The organism is Brachybacterium ginsengisoli (assembly GCF_002407065.1).
Taxonomy (GTDB): domain Bacteria; phylum Actinomycetota; class Actinomycetes; order Actinomycetales; family Dermabacteraceae; genus Brachybacterium; species Brachybacterium ginsengisoli.
Map to the genome: position 1 here is coordinate 2,837,705 of NZ_CP023564.1, position 14,749 is coordinate 2,852,453.

15 protein-coding genes are annotated in these 14,749 nt (G+C 72.9%); 9 read left to right on the forward strand and 6 right to left on the reverse strand.

The genetic code is table 11. From position 1 onward, the window contains the following. Positions 1 to 10: 10 nt before the first annotated feature. Positions 11 to 1,267, reverse strand: a complete 1,257-nt coding sequence (locus CFK41_RS12695) for a molybdopterin molybdotransferase MoeA (RefSeq protein ID WP_096799995.1) — start codon at positions 1,265 to 1,267, stop codon at positions 11 to 13. Between the two features lie 119 nt (positions 1,268 to 1,386). Between CFK41_RS12695 and CFK41_RS12700 the strand changes: the two genes are divergently transcribed. From CFK41_RS12700 to msrA, 8 genes are all read left to right on the forward strand, one after another. Next, positions 1,387 to 2,373 (forward strand): quinone oxidoreductase family protein, encoded by a 987-nt coding sequence (locus CFK41_RS12700; RefSeq protein WP_096799996.1) that lies wholly within the window; start codon positions 1,387 to 1,389, stop codon positions 2,371 to 2,373. A 58-nt stretch (positions 2,374 to 2,431) separates the two neighbouring features. Next, positions 2,432 to 3,715, forward strand: a complete 1,284-nt coding sequence (locus tag CFK41_RS12705; RefSeq protein WP_096799997.1) for a class I SAM-dependent methyltransferase — start codon at positions 2,432 to 2,434, stop codon at positions 3,713 to 3,715. Next, on the forward strand, positions 3,712 to 4,482 hold the full coding sequence (locus CFK41_RS12710; protein ID WP_096799998.1) for a DUF4129 domain-containing protein: 771 nt from the start codon (positions 3,712 to 3,714) through the stop codon (positions 4,480 to 4,482). Before CFK41_RS12705 ends, CFK41_RS12710 begins: the two co-directional genes overlap by 4 nt. Next, positions 4,479 to 4,985, forward strand: coding sequence for a hypothetical protein (locus CFK41_RS12715; protein ID WP_096799999.1), 507 nt, complete (start codon positions 4,479 to 4,481; stop codon positions 4,983 to 4,985). Before CFK41_RS12710 ends, CFK41_RS12715 begins: the two co-directional genes overlap by 4 nt. Positions 4,986 to 5,038: 53 nt before the next feature. After that, the gene (locus CFK41_RS12720; protein WP_096801074.1) at positions 5,039 to 6,055 is read left to right on the forward strand and encodes an AAA family ATPase; all 1,017 of its coding nucleotides are present in this window, start codon (positions 5,039 to 5,041) and stop codon (positions 6,053 to 6,055) included. Then, complete coding sequence (locus tag CFK41_RS12725) at positions 6,052 to 7,389, forward strand: DUF58 domain-containing protein (RefSeq protein WP_227873071.1); 1,338 nt, start codon at positions 6,052 to 6,054, stop codon at positions 7,387 to 7,389. Before CFK41_RS12720 ends, CFK41_RS12725 begins: the two co-directional genes overlap by 4 nt. Further along, positions 7,389 to 7,940, forward strand: coding sequence for a hypothetical protein (locus tag CFK41_RS12730; protein WP_096800000.1), 552 nt, complete (start codon positions 7,389 to 7,391; stop codon positions 7,938 to 7,940). The genes CFK41_RS12725 and CFK41_RS12730 overlap by 1 nt, the downstream gene beginning before the upstream one ends. A gap of 120 nt (positions 7,941 to 8,060) precedes the next feature. Then, positions 8,061 to 8,753 (forward strand): peptide-methionine (S)-S-oxide reductase MsrA, encoded by a 693-nt coding sequence (gene msrA / locus CFK41_RS12735; protein ID WP_096800001.1) that lies wholly within the window; start codon positions 8,061 to 8,063, stop codon positions 8,751 to 8,753. Positions 8,754 to 8,777: 24 nt separating this feature from the next. Here the strand turns inward: msrA and CFK41_RS18175 are convergent, their stop codons facing one another. The 5 genes from CFK41_RS18175 to CFK41_RS12760 all read right to left on the reverse strand — a co-directional run bounded on the left by CFK41_RS18175 (position 8,778) and on the right by CFK41_RS12760 (position 12,864). Continuing rightward, positions 8,778 to 9,743: a hypothetical protein gene (locus CFK41_RS18175; RefSeq protein WP_227873072.1), complete on the reverse strand. Its 966-nt coding sequence runs from the start codon at positions 9,741 to 9,743 to the stop codon at positions 8,778 to 8,780. 38 nt (positions 9,744 to 9,781) lie between these two features. Further along, positions 9,782 to 10,462, reverse strand: coding sequence for a DUF6318 family protein (locus tag CFK41_RS12745; protein ID WP_096800002.1), 681 nt, complete (start codon positions 10,460 to 10,462; stop codon positions 9,782 to 9,784). A 126-nt stretch (positions 10,463 to 10,588) separates the two neighbouring features. After that, the gene (locus CFK41_RS12750; protein ID WP_096800003.1) at positions 10,589 to 11,107 is read right to left on the reverse strand and encodes an arsenic metallochaperone ArsD family protein; all 519 of its coding nucleotides are present in this window, start codon (positions 11,105 to 11,107) and stop codon (positions 10,589 to 10,591) included. Positions 11,108 to 11,144: 37 nt separating this feature from the next. After that, complete coding sequence (locus tag CFK41_RS12755; protein ID WP_169928817.1) at positions 11,145 to 12,110, reverse strand: aminoglycoside phosphotransferase family protein; 966 nt, start codon at positions 12,108 to 12,110, stop codon at positions 11,145 to 11,147. A gap of 4 nt (positions 12,111 to 12,114) precedes the next feature. Beyond that, positions 12,115 to 12,864, reverse strand: a complete 750-nt coding sequence (locus CFK41_RS12760; RefSeq protein WP_096801077.1) for a FadR/GntR family transcriptional regulator — start codon at positions 12,862 to 12,864, stop codon at positions 12,115 to 12,117. A gap of 220 nt (positions 12,865 to 13,084) precedes the next feature. Between CFK41_RS12760 and CFK41_RS12765 the strand changes: the two genes are divergently transcribed. Continuing rightward, positions 13,085 to 14,716 (forward strand): ABC transporter substrate-binding protein, encoded by a 1,632-nt coding sequence (locus CFK41_RS12765; protein ID WP_096800005.1) that lies wholly within the window; start codon positions 13,085 to 13,087, stop codon positions 14,714 to 14,716. Positions 14,717 to 14,749 lie beyond the last annotated feature (33 nt).

A 14,749-nucleotide genomic window follows, 5' to 3' on the forward strand; every position in this document is an offset into this window, starting at 1 on the left:
GGTGACGACCTCAGAGCGCGATGACGAGCACCGTCGGCTCCGGGCCGTCGGCAGCATCTCCCACGGGGAGCGACCCGGCGCCCAGCAGGGCGATCGCCTCGGCCCGCCCGTACGGAGCCAGGCGACGGCCGGGAACCGGCTCGGCGATCTCACGGCCGTCCGGTGCGAGGCGGATCCGGGCGGCGAGCGCATGCGCGGTCCCCGGGGCGGCGCTCCGGCCATGCCGTGCTCCGGCGGCCTCGGCCGGCTCGCGCCACAGCACCCGGCGGAGCCCCTCCCCTGCTCCGGGGATCAGCGGGCGCACGAAGAGGTGATAGCCCACCAGGGCCCCGGCCGGAGTGCCGGGGAGATGGATCACCGGCGTCCCGTCCGCCAGTGCTCCTGCACCCTGCGGCCCTCCGGGTCGCAGCGCGAGGTGCACGAACTCCGAGGTGCGCGCCCCGCGCTCCCCGAGCAGGAGCTTGACCACGTCGTACGCGCCGTGGCCGATGCCGCCCGTGGTGATCACCAGGTCAGCCCCGGCCGAGGCGTCCTCGAGCACCGCTCGCAGCTCAGCGGGATCGTCGCCGGAGCGGAGCACGCGGGCCTGGGCACCGTCCGCCCGCAGCGCGGCGGCCAGCATGGTCCCGTTCGACTCCCGCACCACACCGGCGCTCGGATCTGCGCCGGGGAGCGCCTCCTCCAGCTCGTCCCCGGTCACCACCACGGAGACCTGCAGGGCGCGGTGGACGGGCAGGGTGCTCAGGCCGAGGGCGGAGGCCAGGCCGATCAGCCCCGCTCCGACCCGATCTCCCGCCTCGGCGAGCAGCGCGCCGCGCGCGACCTCCTCCCCCGCAGCGCGGACGTGACGTCCCGCGGCTGGGGGGTGCGACAGTCGCAGGGTCACCTCGTCGGGCGCCTCGCCGAAGGGGTCGGCGTCCGTGGATTCGACCTCCACGACGACGTCGGCGCCGTCCGGCATCGGGGCACCGGTCATGATGCGGGCCGCAGTGCCGGGGCGAAGAGCGGCCACCTCGCCCGGCCGGGCGGGGAGATCGGCCGCGACCGGCAGGACGGTGGTCCCCTCGGCGAGGTCGGCGCGGCGCACCGCGAAGCCGTCCATCGCCGCGACCGGCTGGGCCGGGACGTCCTCGGGGCTGTGCACGGAGTCCGCGAGGAGCCCGTCGCGGGCCTCGGCGAGCGGAGCCGTCCGGACCTCGGGCCGCAGCACGATCTCGCGCCGCAGCCGCGCGCGCCAGAGCAGCGGGTCCAGGGGTGGGACGGTCATGCTCCTCCTCGGGGCGGCGGCGGGCGTCCCCCATGGTCCCACCCCGACTCGATGTCCGTGCATGACGACGCAGATCGCGCCCCTGGCCACGCCCTCGCCGCACGGTGCATCATGGAGGAATGCGCGAGATCCGATACGACCGCTTCGGCGGCCCCGAGGTCCTGACCCTGCACACCGACGCCCCGACCCCCGACCCCGAGGCCGAGGAGGTCCTCGTGGAGGTCTCCTTCGTGGGCCTGAATCCGCTGGACTACAAGATCCGCGACGGCTCCTCCGGGCGGTCGAAGGGTCTCGAGCTGCCGGCCGGCACGGGCCGGGAGATGGCAGGCGTGGTGATCGGTGCGGGCTCCGGCCTCGATGCGGCCGAGCTCGGCTCCCGCGGTCTCACCCCCGGCACCCGCGTGTTCGGGATGCGCGGCCCGGAGGATGCTCGCGGAGTGGCCGCCGAGGTCATCGCGATCTCCGCGGACGATCTCGCGCCGATCCCCGGGGAGATCCCCGACGAGGACCTCGCCCGCTGGGCCGGCCTCTCCCTCGTGGGACTCACCGCGATCGCCACCGTGCAGGACACCGCCCGGATCTCCGAGGGCGAGAGCGTGCTGGTCCACGGCGGCACCGGCGGGGTGGGCCAGCTGCTGATCCCGATGGCCCTGGAGGACGGGGCCTCGAGCGTCCTGGCCACCGGGCGGGCGGCGAACGCCGAGCGGATCCGAGAGCTGGGCGCCACCCCCATCGCCTACGACACCACCGATTGGGCCGAGGAGGTCCAGCGCCTCACGGACGGCCACGGAGTCGACGTCGTGCTGGACACCCACTACCACTCGACCTTCCTGCCCAGCCTCGACCAGCTCGCCCCGGGCGGGCGGATCGTCGCCCTCCCCTCCCTCGCCGACCTCTCCCCCGCCCTCGAGCGCGGCGTCGAGGCGCGGATCCCGGCGATCGTCCCGGGGCGCGACCGACTGGACCAGCTCGCCCAGGGCATCCGGGCGGGCCGGTACCCGCTGGAGGTCTCCGAGGTGCTGCCGCTGGCCGAGATCGCCCAGGCGCACCGACGCCTCGAGGAGGGCCACACGCGCGGCAAGCTCGTGCTGGACGTGCGGGGCTGACCGGGACCGGATCGCACTCCGGCCTCCGGGCCGGGCCCCGGGCCGATAGGCTCCCCTCATGCCCTCCCCCTCCGTCGACGACGCCGAGACGGCGCTGCGCGCCCTCGAGCCGGTGCTGCAGCCCGACGGCTGGGCGCTGCTGAACTCCCTGCCCCCGTACCGCGAGCAGGACGCCCTGCGCCAGGCCGCGCATCTGCGGGAGGCGGGGCACGCGCCGGAGCTGGTCTCCGCGGTGCTCACCCAGTCCCGGCTGCGCACGCGGGGCGAGGAGAAGTTCGGCGAGTTCGCGCAGTCGATGCTGTTCACCCCGCACGGGCTCGAGCAGGCCACCCGCCTCCCCGTCGCGGCGATGCACGCCGAGCGCTTCCAGCGCGCCCGGGTGGCCAGCGTCGCGGACCTCGGCTGCGGCATCGGCGGGGACTCGATGGCGCTGGCCGGTCTCGGGATGGACGTGAAGGCCGTGGATCGCGATCCGGTGACCGTCGCCGTGGCCACCGTGAACCTGCGCCCGTTCCCGAACGCCCAGGCGCATCTCGGCCGGGCCGAGGGCCACGACCCCCGGGACACCGAGGGCATCTGGTTGGATCCCGCCCGCCGGGCCCCTGCCCGCGGAGGCAGCCGACGGCTGCACGATCCCGAGGAGTACGAGCCGCCGCTGTCGACCGTCGTCGAGCTCGCCGGCCGCCTCGGCCGGAACGGCGAGCTGGGCCCGCTCGGCGCGAAGCTCGGCCCGGGCATCGCCCGCGACGCCCTGCCCGACGAGGTCGAGATGCAGTGGCTGTCCTTCCACGGCCAGGTGCTCGAGGCCACCGCCTGGTTCGGGCCCCTGGCCCGCGAGGGGGTCCTCTCCTCCGCCGTGCTCGTGGACCGCACCGGTGCGCACCGCCTGGACCGCCGGGCGGATGCCGAGGCGGATCCGGAGCCCGGCCCGCTCGGCGACCACCTGTATGAGCCCGACGGCGCCGTGATCCGGGCCGGGCTGATCGGCGACCTCGCCGCCCGGCTCGAGGCCCGCACCCTGGACCCCACCATCGCCTACCTCAGCGGCGACCGACGCGCGAGCACCCCTTTCGCCAAGGGCTACGCGGTGCGGGACGTCATGCCGTTCGGCCTCAAGCGCCTCACCGCCTACCTGCGCGAGCACCGCCTGGGCGTGCTCGAGATCAAGAAGCGCGGCACCGCGGTGGAGCCCGACGAGCTGCGGCGCAAGCTGCGGCCGCGCCGCTTCGGCGACGAGTCCGCGACGCTGATCCTCACCCGTCTGGACGGCGAGCAGGTCGTCATCGTCGCCTCCCCGCACGCCGGGCCCGACCCGCAGGGATCGGGGACGTCCGCCGCATGAGCCAGCCCGATCCCGGCACCGACGCCGCGACCCGCACCGCGCCGCCCCGCGACGCCGTGACGGGCTCGGCCGCGCGTCGACGTCTGGTGGCCGTGCTGCTGCTGGTGGTCTCCCTCGCAGCGATCGGGCTGGTGGGCCTCGGGTCCTCCGCCGACCGCGGCCCCGGGACCCAGTTCGTCGGCGGGGGCGAGGTGGAGCGGCGGGACCCGCCGGAGCGCAACGACTACAGCGAGCCGGACTGGGCCACCGGCGAGGCCCCGTCCACACCGCCGCGGGCGGAGGGCTCGAGGTCCTCGCTCCTCGTAGCGCTGATCGTGCTGAGCGTGCTGCTGCTCGCCGTGGCCGTCTGGGTGGTGCTGCGGATGCGGTCGCTCGCCCGCCCCGCCCCGGCGCTGGCCGGGATCGCGGACGAGGACGAGCTCACCGCCGCCCAGGCCCGGGCCGCGCTCGAGGACGCCCGTGCCCGGCTCTCCACCGAGGTCGACGCCCACGACGCGGTGATCGCGGCGTGGCTCGCCCTGGAACGGGCGATCGCCGAGGCCGGGGTGCGCCGCGATCCCTCGCAGACCACGCTCGAGTTCGTCGTCGCCGTGCTCGGCTCCCTGAACCTGGACCGCGCGGCGCTGGACCGGCTCGCCCATCTGTACCGTCGGGCGCTGTTCGATCCCCAGCCGCTTTTCGAGGCCGATCGCGAGGAGGCCGTGGAGCTGCTGGACGACCTGACGGCCGGTCTCGAGCAGTCGGCCGACGGGGGGCGGTCACGATGATCCGTCCCTGGTTGGGCCTGCCGGTGAAGCTGGCGCTCGGCGCACTGGTCGCCGTGGGGCTGCAGCTGGCCTGCCTCCTCGTCGGCCTGATCCTCCCCCTGCCGATGATGATCGCGCTCGGGCTGCTCGGCGGCGCCGTGTGGTGGGTGCTCGGATCCGGCGCGGAGCGCGCCGACCAGCTGCACGCCCCCGCCCTCGACCTCGACGTCGACTACGCGCTGCCCCACGCCCAGGACACCCGGGTGCGCCGCCTCGAGGACCTCGCCCACGGCGCCCAGCCCAGCCGCCGCATGACCAGTCGCGGGCTCGTGCGCACCCTCGGCGAGATCGCCGACGAGCGCGCCCGCGACCCCGACGCCCCGCCGCTGAGCGCGGGACTGACCCAGCTGATCGAGACCGCCCGCCACCCCGATGCCGAAGGGCATCCCGTCGGCCCGCTGGACCGACGCGCCCTGCACCGCTGTCTGCACGAGCTCGCCCCGCGCGAGGAGAGGGACCGATGACGACCCCTGAGAACCACACCCCCCAGGACCCCGCCCCGGCCACGCCGAGGCCGATGACCGCCGAAGAGGCCACCCGTGCCGCCGCGGCCGTGCTCGACGCCGTCGAGACCGCCGTGGTCGGCAAGCGCGAGGCGCTCGAGCTGGTGCTCACCGGCATCCTCGCCGGCGGCCACGTGCTGCTCGAGGACCTGCCGGGCCTCGGCAAGACCCTCGCCGCACGCTCCTTCGCCCAGGCGCTCGGCCTGCCCTTCACCCGCGCCCAGTTCACCCCGGACCTGCTCCCGGCGGATCTGACCGGCGCCGAGGTGTTCGACCAGCGCACCGGCGAGTTCGAGTTCCGTCCCGGCCCCGTGTTCACCGGGCTGCTGCTGGCCGACGAGATCAACCGCACCCCTCCGAAGACCCAGTCCGCGCTGCTCGAGGCGATGCAGGAGCGGCAGGTCTCCGTCGAGGGCACCACCCGTCGCCTGCCCGAGCCCTTCCACGTGCTCGCCACCGCGAACCCGATCGAGCACGAGGGCACCTACCCTCTGCCCGAGGCCCAGCTCGACCGCTTCCTGCTGCGGCTCTCCTTCGGCTACCCCACCGCCGAGCAGGAGTGGGACGTGGTCTCCCGCCGGATCGACCGACGCCGGGAGGAGCAGGTGGTCCCCGAGGTGCTCGACGCGGCCGGGCTGCTCGGCGTGCAGCAGGCCGTCGAGGATGTCCACGTGGAGGACGCCGTGGGCCACTACGCCGTCGAGCTGGTCGCCGCGACCCGCTCCCATCAGCACGCGCTGGTGGGCGCCTCGCCGCGAGGCACCCTCGCGCTGATCACCTGCGCCCGCGCGCTCGCGGTGATCCGCGGTCGCTCCTACGTGGTCCCCGAGGACGTCAAGGCTCTCGCCCATCCGGCGCTGGACCACCGCGTCACCGTCAAGCCCGAGCTGTGGCTGCAGAATGCGACCGGTGCCGGCGTGGTCGAGGCGGTCCTCGGGCAGGTGCCCGTGCCCGCGGCGGCCCAGCCCTACCAGCCCGCCGGTTCCGATCAGACCACCGCCGCGGCGGCAGGCTCGCGGACCTCGGCGTGACCTCGGAGTCCCCGCAGCGGGCGGAGCTGCGGACCCGGCCGACGGCGGCGCTGCTGCGCGCCGCCGTGGTGGGCGGTGCCGCGCTCGTGATGGCCCTGCTGACGGGGCGGCCCGAGATCATCCTGGCCGGGGCGCCGCTGCTGCTGTGGGCGATGGTGGCGATCGCCCGTCGGCAGCTGCGCGGCGAGGCGCAGGCGCCGGTGAACCCGACGCTGCACGTGAACCGCCGCAGCATCGAGGAGGGCGGCACCGCGGCGGTCACGGTGCGCACCTCCCCCGGCGTGCTCACCACCGCGACCCTGCCGATGCCCCCGCACGCCGACGTCGCGCCCCGCCACGGCTCCGTCGCGGGAGACGGGGCGGTGGGGATGAGGATCAGCGCCCAGCGCTGGGGCCGGGTCCGCGTGGGGCCGATGCACGTGCTGGTCGCGGACGCCCTGGGCGCCTACCGCGCCCAGCGGACCCTGCCGCTGGCCGAGGTGCAGGTGGTCCCGGCCTCCACCGTGCTCGACGCCCCGGTGGAGGTGCCCACCCCGATCGGCGTGAGCGGCGTGCACCTCTCGCGCCGCCGCGGCGACGGCACCGCGCTCTCGGAGGTGCGCGCCTTCCGACCCGGCGACCGTCTGCACCGCATCAACTGGCGCGTCACCAGTCGCACCCGCGAGCTGCACACCAACGCGACGTTCACCGAGCAGGACACCGAGGTCCTCATCGTCACCGACACCACGGCGGACATCGCTCCGGCGCCCTGGCCCGACGGCGACGCCCCCACCAGCCTGGACATGACGATCCGCGCCACCTCGGCGATCGCCCGCCACTACCTGACCGCCGGGGACCGCGTCTCGCTGTTCGACATCGGCCATCTCATCGGCCCGGTGCCCGCCGGCTCCGGCCCCCGCCAGCTGCGGGTGCTCACCACGGCGCTGTCCCGCGCCACCCGCGACGAGGGCGTGATGCGGCCGGTGCGGCGGCTGCGCACGGTGCGCCAGGGCACCCTCACGGTGGTGTGCACTCCGCTGCTGAACCGCGACACCATCGACCAGATCGGCGTGCTGGTCGCCCACGGCGCCGACGTCATCGTGGTGGACACCCTGCCGCCGAGCATCGGGGACGTCGCCCCGCTGCGCGGGAAGGCGCTGCGGGTGGACGGCAGGGTCTCGGATCGCTTTTGGCCCGAGGCCTGGGCGCTGCGCCGGCTGCTGCGGGGCCGGACCGTGCGGGAGCTGCGGGAGGCCGGGATCCCGGTGACGGCCTGGGAGGGCCCGAGCTCCCTCGCCCCCGTGCTGCTCTCGCTCTCCGCAGCCCGGACCGCGCCCCGACGGAGGAGGTCCTGATGCGCCTGGGACAGCTGGTCGATCCGATCGCGCAACAGCTGCTCGAGCTGCAGAAGGTCAGCGCCTCCCAGTGGGTGCTGCGCGGCCTGGGTGTGGCGGCGACGCTGCTCGCCCTCATGGCCGCCCTCGGCAGCATGGCGCTGTTCGGGCACATCGGCGCGGTGCTCATCACGCTGCTGGTCGCGGTGGGGCTGCTCGCCTCGTTCCGCAACCCCGACAGCGATGTGGGGCTCCTGGCGCCCGCGGCGATCGTCGTGTCCTTCCTGGGCGACGGCGAGATCTCGATGCTGCGCGCAGCGGCCGTCGGCGGGGCGCTGCTGATCGGACACAGCGCCTTCGCACTCGCGGCGACCATGCCGGTGCACGGCGAGCTCGACCGCACCGGCTGGCGCCTGGCCGGCTCGGCGCTGCTGCCTGTTCTGGGGATGAGCATCGTGGCCGGGGCGCTGGTGGCCGGGCTGTCGCTCGTGCATCTCGGGCCCTGGATGCTGGTCCTCGGCGTGATCGCGGCGATCGGTCTGTTCCTCACGGTGCTCCCCCGCGAGCGCTGAGGCCCGAGACCTCCGGGGCGGTACTCGTCCGGGCGGTGCTCTCACGCCCTGGGCGGAAGCGGGGTGAGGCACGTCGCTCCCACGCGCCGACGGTCACCGGACAGGACTACCGTGATCCGCATGTGGCAGATGATGGATCTCCTGTACGCGCACAAGAAGGAGATGGTCGCCCCGGAGGACGCCCTCCCCGGCCGCGACCAGTACCCCTACGCCCTCGCCCGGGAGCATCTGGTGCTCGGCACCGACATGCTGGGCCCGGACTCCCCGACCGATCCCCGACCCTGGCCGGAGGGCAGCGAGGAGATCATCCTCGCCGGCGGCTGCTTCTGGGGCATCGAGCGGGTCGCCTGGCAGATCCCGGGCGTGCACACCACCTCCTCGGGCTACGCCGGCGGGTACACGCCGCATCCCACCTATGAAGAGGTCTTCTCCGCCCGCACCGGGCACACGGAGGCCGTGCGGGTGATCTACACCGGCGGCGAGTCGACACTTCGCGCCCTGCTCACGCAGTTCTGGGAGCAGCACGATCCCACCACCGCGAACCGCCAGGGCAACGACGTGGGCACCGAGTACCGCAGCGCCGTCTACTGGACCTCCCCCGAGCAGGGCGAGGTGGTGCGCAGCTCGGCGCAGCGCTACCAGCAGGCGCTGGACGAGGCCGGTCGCGGCACGATCAGCACGGAGCTGCTCCCGCTCGCCGAGGCGGGCAACGGCGTGTACTACACGGCGGAGGCGGAGCACCAGCAGTACCTGGAGCGGAACCCGGGCGGCTACTGCAACCACGGGTTCAACGGGGTCGCCTGCTCGCTGTGAGCCCGCACCCTGCGAGGGTGGTGCTCAGATCTCGCGGTGGGTCGCCTCGGGGTCCCTCGGACCTTCGGTCGCCGCAGTGCGCTCGGGGATCCACGGATCCTCGTCCTCGTCGACCGGTATGTCTCCGTTGACCAGCCGGGATTCGAGGGACTTGGAGTAGAGCGGGATCGGGTCGGAGGCGACCTCGATCGTCCCGTCGATGTCCTGCCACGGGCCGCCGGCTACCGAGAACTGACCGCTGAAGGTGGTCATGAGGGTCACGTCGTACCAGCCCTCGCCGCTGTAGGTCCCGCTGATGGTCTCCGCGGGGTACGGGTCCCCTGGGTTCGTGGTCGAGATGGTGTTGCCGTCCCCGAGGTCCCATTCGTACAGGACGGGCACCGCCCTGACCTCGACCGGAGTGCCGAGCAGCTCCATCGGCAGGGTCTGTGTCTGCTGCTCGGCGTAGAGCACGTTGACCATTTTCACCGGGAGCCAGCCCCGCTCCGGACCTGCGCTCGCCACCAGCGGCTTCACCGGCATCGAGGCGAAGTCCTCACGGGTCACGGTGATGACGACGGGCTCGGCCGCATCGACGAGGACTCCCCCGCGCTGCTGGCACTCGAACCCGAGCAGCTCTTCGGACGCCGTACCGGATCTCGTGTCGACGCGCACCGTCTCCGAGGCGAGATAGCCCTCCCCATCCGCCGAGACCGCATCGGCCGCCACGCAGATCCGGTTCGCACCCCCGCAGTGGAGCAATCCGCCCAGGTCGCTGCTGCTGTCATGAAGATCGCCGCAGGTGAACTGGCTGTCGACGCCGAGCTCGCGGGAGGTCACGTAGACCGGGGGCGGTTCATCGTGGATGTGCTTCTCTGATGAACTCGGCGAGCCCTGCGGGTCGTCAACGACATCCTCTGCAGAGGAGTTCCCACCGTTGAGCGCACCATTCTTGGCATCGAAGGTTGGCGCAGCCCACGTCGGCGCCGCTGCGCACGAAAGCACGAACACCGCTCCCCAAGCAGCGATGATCCGTAGTCCGCGAGGCATCAGCCCTCAACGCCCTCCGAGTAATCGGCGCTGAAGTCGACGACCTTCCAAGCGCCGGACTCCCATACCAGTCCACCTGTGGACTCATAGGTGATCTCGTCCCATTCCGATGGTTCTGCGCCCTTGTCCGAAGGCTCTGTGTGGGCCGGGATGATGAAGGTGTACGTGACGATGTAGTCGAAGTCTCCATCGTCCGGCTTGGAGACGAGATCGACCTCCGTGGTCACCAGAGGGGACCAGTGCTCATTCCGCTCATCTAGATCCTGCATCTGCTTGATCAGCTCATCGCAGTTCTCGCAACGCTCCGCGCCCAGCACCTCAAGCTGCGCATAGTCGCCGCCCTGGAAACCTGCGATCGCTACATCCCAGAAATACGAGAATGCCTGCTCCGCCCCCTCCGGCGTCTCCTCATCCATCCCCGGATAGTCCGCCGGATCCGGTGCCGGCACGGACGACGCCGCATCGGTCGTCCCCTCGGACTCGCCGCCCCCATCGCTGGCCTCGCCCTCGCCCTCGCCACCGCCACCGCCATCGCTCGGCTCATCCCCGCTGCCATCGCTCGACCCGGCACCGATCGTCGGAGGTGGCGTCGTCACCGGTCCTTCCGACTCCTCCCCACAGGCGGCGAGAGCGAAGGTCAGGACCAGAGCGGCCGCGACGGAGAGAGTGCGCTGAGACATGCAGAGGCCCTTCGGGTGTGCAACGGATCACCGCGACTTTACCGAGCCACCGCGCCGCTCACCACCGGACTCGAGAAGTTGTGGACAACTGCCGCCGACACCGCTCCGTGCCGCGCGGACCAAGATCTACTCCGGCAGCCCGTCCCCGTGGTCCCCGCCCATCAGGTTGCGGCGACCGCCGATCTCCGGGCCTCCGGCGGGCCGGGCCGGTGCGGGGGCGACGCCCATGAGCTGCGCCGCGAAGCCTCCAGCCTCACGCGGCATCGGCGCTCCGCCGGTCGGGGTGCCGCTCGGTCCGCAGGCCGCCGCCGCGGCCGACGTCGGCACGCGGGCCTCCCCGCCAGCGCGGGCGAAGCGTGTCATCTGCTCCGTGGTCGGATAGGCCGAGGTGACCACGATGTCCAGGCCCAGCAGCGTGATGGGCAGGGCGCTCTCCCCCGCGGAGTCGAGCAGCGCACGCACCGGCTCGCACTCCTCGAAGGCCCAGGCGTCCTCGTCCTGCAGGTAGACGGTGATGGGCTGGCCCGCCATGGCGAGCTCGGCGGCCGCGTCGAGGAAGGCCTCCTGCTGGTCGTGGTCCGGCGGCGGGGAGGGCAGGAAGATGTCCAGGGCCGCCAGCGGGGCGGTCTCGTCGGCGTCGCTCATGGCACCACGGTAGTCCTGTCGCTCAGCTCAGCACGGCTCAGCTCAGCACGGCCCGCGCGGTGCGCAGCCATGCCTCACCCTCATCGCGCCACCCGAGGCGGTGGAGGTGGACGCCGGTGGTGACTCGTTCGAGGTGCGCCCAGGCCGCGACCCGTTCCTCCTCCAGCCCGAGCTGGTCGGCGGTGCTCGCCACCAGCTGGGCATGTCGGCGCCGCCCGGCACCGGGGCCGTCGCTGCGCTCGAGCACGTCGATCATCTGCTGGTGGTCGCGCAGGGCGACGCCCGCGTCGTACTCCCGCTCGCCGAGGAAGCCGTCGGGGTCGATGAGCACGTGCTCCTCACCGCGTCGCAGCGCATTGCCGGCGTGAGGATCCCCGTGCACGAGCACCAGCTCGGCCGCCGGCTCCTCGATCAGCGCGAGCGCGAGCTCCCGTGCCCGCTCGAGCACATCGCGATGACGGGTGCCGAGTCCGGGACGCTCTCCCCCCGACTCCGCGGGTTCGGACTCCACTGCGAGCGCACCGTCGACGAGGACGAGGAGCCCTCGGGCCTTCGCTCCGGGTTCCAGGATCTCGGCACATTCCGTCGGGAGAGCCCACGCCGCCGGGAGCAGCGCCGCGAGATGGGCGGCCTGTTCGACCGGGTCCGGCACGGTCCGGAACAACGTGGGCCCGAGCTTCTCGAGCAGCACCGCGTCCTGCTCCTCGTCGTGCTCGAGGACGCGCACGAATCCTCGTCCGTCGGCCGCCTGCAGCACCCTGACCTGCTGGGAGAGGTCGGCGCCGTGACCGCCGAGCTTGAGGACGGCCGGGCCCGACGCCCTCCCCACCACCTCCAGCACCGGGAGCCCCGCCCCCTCGGCGAAGGCGCGGACCACGGTGAGATCCCAGCGCTCGAGAACGGTGCGCAGCCGGTCAGGGAAGGCCCGGACCAGCTCGCGCGCCCCGGAGTGATCGGCCCAGGGCCGCGCCCGGACCAGAGCCTCCACCTCCTCGGGCCGCATCGCCTCAGGCGCCCGCGGACGTTCCGGCTCCGGCCGAGAGCACGCCGTCCGCGTCGGCATGGCCGGCCGCGTCCAGCACCCGTCCGAGCGGCCGGTAGTGCTCGACGACCGCGGCGCGATATGCCTGCGCGTCTCCGGCCTCGAGCGCGAGCAGCATCGCCCGGTGCGCCTCGACGGTGTCGAGGATGTCCTCCGCCGGCGGCAGACTGAACAGCGGCACGGCGGTGGTGTGGATCTCCCAGAACGCCTGGGCGAGCTGGCGGAGCAGGCCGTTGTCCAGCCGGGAGAACAGGGCGGTGTGGAAGGCCGCGTCGGCCTCGGGGAAGGGGCGGCCGGCGGAGGCGAGCTCGCGCATCTCCTCGACGTGCCCCTCGAGCTCGGGATTCTCGGTGTCGCGGTAGAGGTCCGCGAGCTGCTCCGCGACGGACAGGTCCAGTGCGATCCGCAGCTCGACCACCTCGCGCAGAGCGCGCAGGTCGTTGCCGTCATCGAGCCGGGCGCGGAACAGCAGGCCGTCCACCAGCGGGGACAGCGACAGCTGGCCCACGAAGGTGCCGTGGCCGTGCCGCACCTCCACGATGTCGAGCGAGGCCAGGGTGCGCATCGCCTCCCGCACGGAGGAGCGGGAGATCTCGAGCCGCTCGCACAGCGCGGTCTCGGTGGGCATCGGGTCCCCGGGGCGCAGCCCCTCGGCCAGGATCAGGTCCTGGATCCGCTCGACGGCGTCGTTCCCCCTGCGGTGGGTGCGCACCATGTCCATCCCCTCTCCCCTGCCGCAGGCTGCGGCAGGTCCATTGTCCCGTGCTCCGCGCATCGCGGTGGCGATCGCGGGGACCGTGATGTACTCTCCCAGTCATCAGACATCATACGTCTGATCTTCGCATCGTGGCGGCACCCCGTCACCATGGCGAGGACGGACCTCCTCCAGCTCGGCGGCACGGCCGTCGGGCCCCCAACGAAGGGATGGATCAACGGTGATCACCAACTCCACCGGCCCCCTCGGCCGTCGCGGCTTCCTCCGCGGCACCGCCGCCATCGCGGGCGCGGCCGGCATCGTCGCCGGCATCGGCGCCTGCGCCCCGAAGGGCTCCGGCAGCGGCGGGTCCGACGGCGGCGGCGCGCCCGCGGGCGAGGCGGACCCCGACGGTCACATCGACGCCGCCATCAGCTACGAGCTGGGCACCAACGGCTACGACCCGATGACCACCTCGGCCGCGCTCACGGTCGCGGTCAACTGGCACACGCTCGAGGGGCTCACCGAGCTGCACCCCGTGACCCGCGAGGTCTATGCGGCCCTCGCCACCGAGGTCCCCACCGCGGACTCGACCACGGTCGAGATCGCCCTGCGCGAGGGCGCCGTCTTCCACGACGGCAGCCCGGTCACCGCCGAGGACGTCGTCTTCTCCTTCGAGCGCGTCCAGGACCCGGCCAACGCCTCGCTGTACGCGCAGTTCATCCCCTTCCTCGACACCGTCGAGAAGAAGGACGACTCCACTCTCACCTTCACCCTGAAGCACCCCACCGGCGTGTTCGCCGAGCGGCTGTCCACGGTGAAGATCGTGCCGAAGGCCGCGGTGGAGGCCGATCCGAAGGCCTTCGACGCGAACCCCGTCGGCTCCGGCCCCTGGAAGATGACGGACAACTCCGCCTCCTCGAAGATCGTCGAGTTCGAGCGCCACGAGGAGTACTCGGGCCCGATGCCGGCGAAGGCGAAGACCATGAGCTGGCAGGTGATCCCCGATCCCTCGACCCGCACCAACGCCCTGCAGTCGCAGACCGTGCAGGCGATCGACTCGGTCCCCTACCTCTCCATCGACCAGCTGAAGGCCGCCTCCGACGTCGAGTCCGTGGGCGGGTTCGGACTGCTCTTCGCGATGTTCAACAACAGCGCGGACAACCCCTTCCACGACCTGAAGAACCGCCAGGCATTCCTCTACGCGATCGACATGGACAAGGTCATCGAGACCGGCCTGTCCGGCCAGGCGGAGGCGGCGAGCTGCTTCGTGCAGAAGGAGCACCCGAACTACAAGGAGGCCTCGACGGTCTACTCGCTGGACCTCGAGAAGGCGAAGTCCCTGTTCGCCGAGACGGGCCTGACCTCCTTCCGCCTGCTGTGCACCGACCACGACTGGGTCGCCCAGTGCACCCCGATCATCCAGGAGTCCCTCAGCGCCGCGGGCGTCGAGGTGAGCTTCGAGCAGAAGCAGTCCGCCGACGTCTACACGACGCTCGACGGCGGGGCCGACGTCTTCGACGTGGTGATCGCCCCCGGCGACCCGTCGGTCTTCGGCAACGACCCGGACCTGCTCATGCGCTGGTGGTACGGCGGCGACGTCTGGACCGAGAACCGGATGCACTGGAAGGGCCAGCCCTCCTACGAGGAGGTGCAGACGCTCCTCGCCGAGGGCCTGGAGTCCACCGACACCGCCGCGCAGGAGTCCACCTGGGGCGAGCTGTTCGACCTGCTCTCCAACGAGGTGCCCCTGTACCCGCTGTTCCACCGCAAGGCGCCCACCGCCTGGGACTCCTCCAGCCTGGTCGACTTCCAGCCGATCTCGCTGACGGGTCTCAGCTTCGTCGACGTCGCCTCGACGAAGGCCCCCTGATCCGGAGCGTCGGGGCCGGCCCGCCCCGCCGGC

Excerpts from the sequence above, each read along its gene's own strand:
- CFK41_RS12695 (WP_096799995.1), bottom strand. The coding sequence starts at position 1,267 with ATGACCGTCCCACCCCTGGACCCGCTGCTCTGGCGCGCGCGGCTGCGG.
- CFK41_RS12700 (WP_096799996.1), top strand. The coding sequence starts at position 1,387 with ATGCGCGAGATCCGATACGACCGCTTCGGCGGCCCCGAGGTCCTGACC.
- CFK41_RS12705 (WP_096799997.1), top strand. The coding sequence starts at position 2,432 with ATGCCCTCCCCCTCCGTCGACGACGCCGAGACGGCGCTGCGCGCCCTC.
- CFK41_RS12710 (WP_096799998.1), top strand. The coding sequence starts at position 3,712 with ATGAGCCAGCCCGATCCCGGCACCGACGCCGCGACCCGCACCGCGCCG.
- CFK41_RS12715 (WP_096799999.1), top strand. The coding sequence starts at position 4,479 with ATGATCCGTCCCTGGTTGGGCCTGCCGGTGAAGCTGGCGCTCGGCGCA.
- CFK41_RS12720 (WP_096801074.1), top strand. The coding sequence starts at position 5,039 with ATGACCGCCGAAGAGGCCACCCGTGCCGCCGCGGCCGTGCTCGACGCC.
- CFK41_RS12730 (WP_096800000.1), top strand. The coding sequence starts at position 7,389 with ATGCGCCTGGGACAGCTGGTCGATCCGATCGCGCAACAGCTGCTCGAG.
- msrA (WP_096800001.1), top strand. The coding sequence starts at position 8,061 with ATGTGGCAGATGATGGATCTCCTGTACGCGCACAAGAAGGAGATGGTC.
- CFK41_RS12745 (WP_096800002.1), bottom strand. The coding sequence starts at position 10,462 with ATGTCTCAGCGCACTCTCTCCGTCGCGGCCGCTCTGGTCCTGACCTTC.
- CFK41_RS12750 (WP_096800003.1), bottom strand. The coding sequence starts at position 11,107 with ATGAGCGACGCCGACGAGACCGCCCCGCTGGCGGCCCTGGACATCTTC.
- CFK41_RS12755 (WP_169928817.1), bottom strand. The coding sequence starts at position 12,110 with ATGCGGCCCGAGGAGGTGGAGGCTCTGGTCCGGGCGCGGCCCTGGGCC.
- CFK41_RS12760 (WP_096801077.1), bottom strand. The coding sequence starts at position 12,864 with ATGGTGCGCACCCACCGCAGGGGGAACGACGCCGTCGAGCGGATCCAG.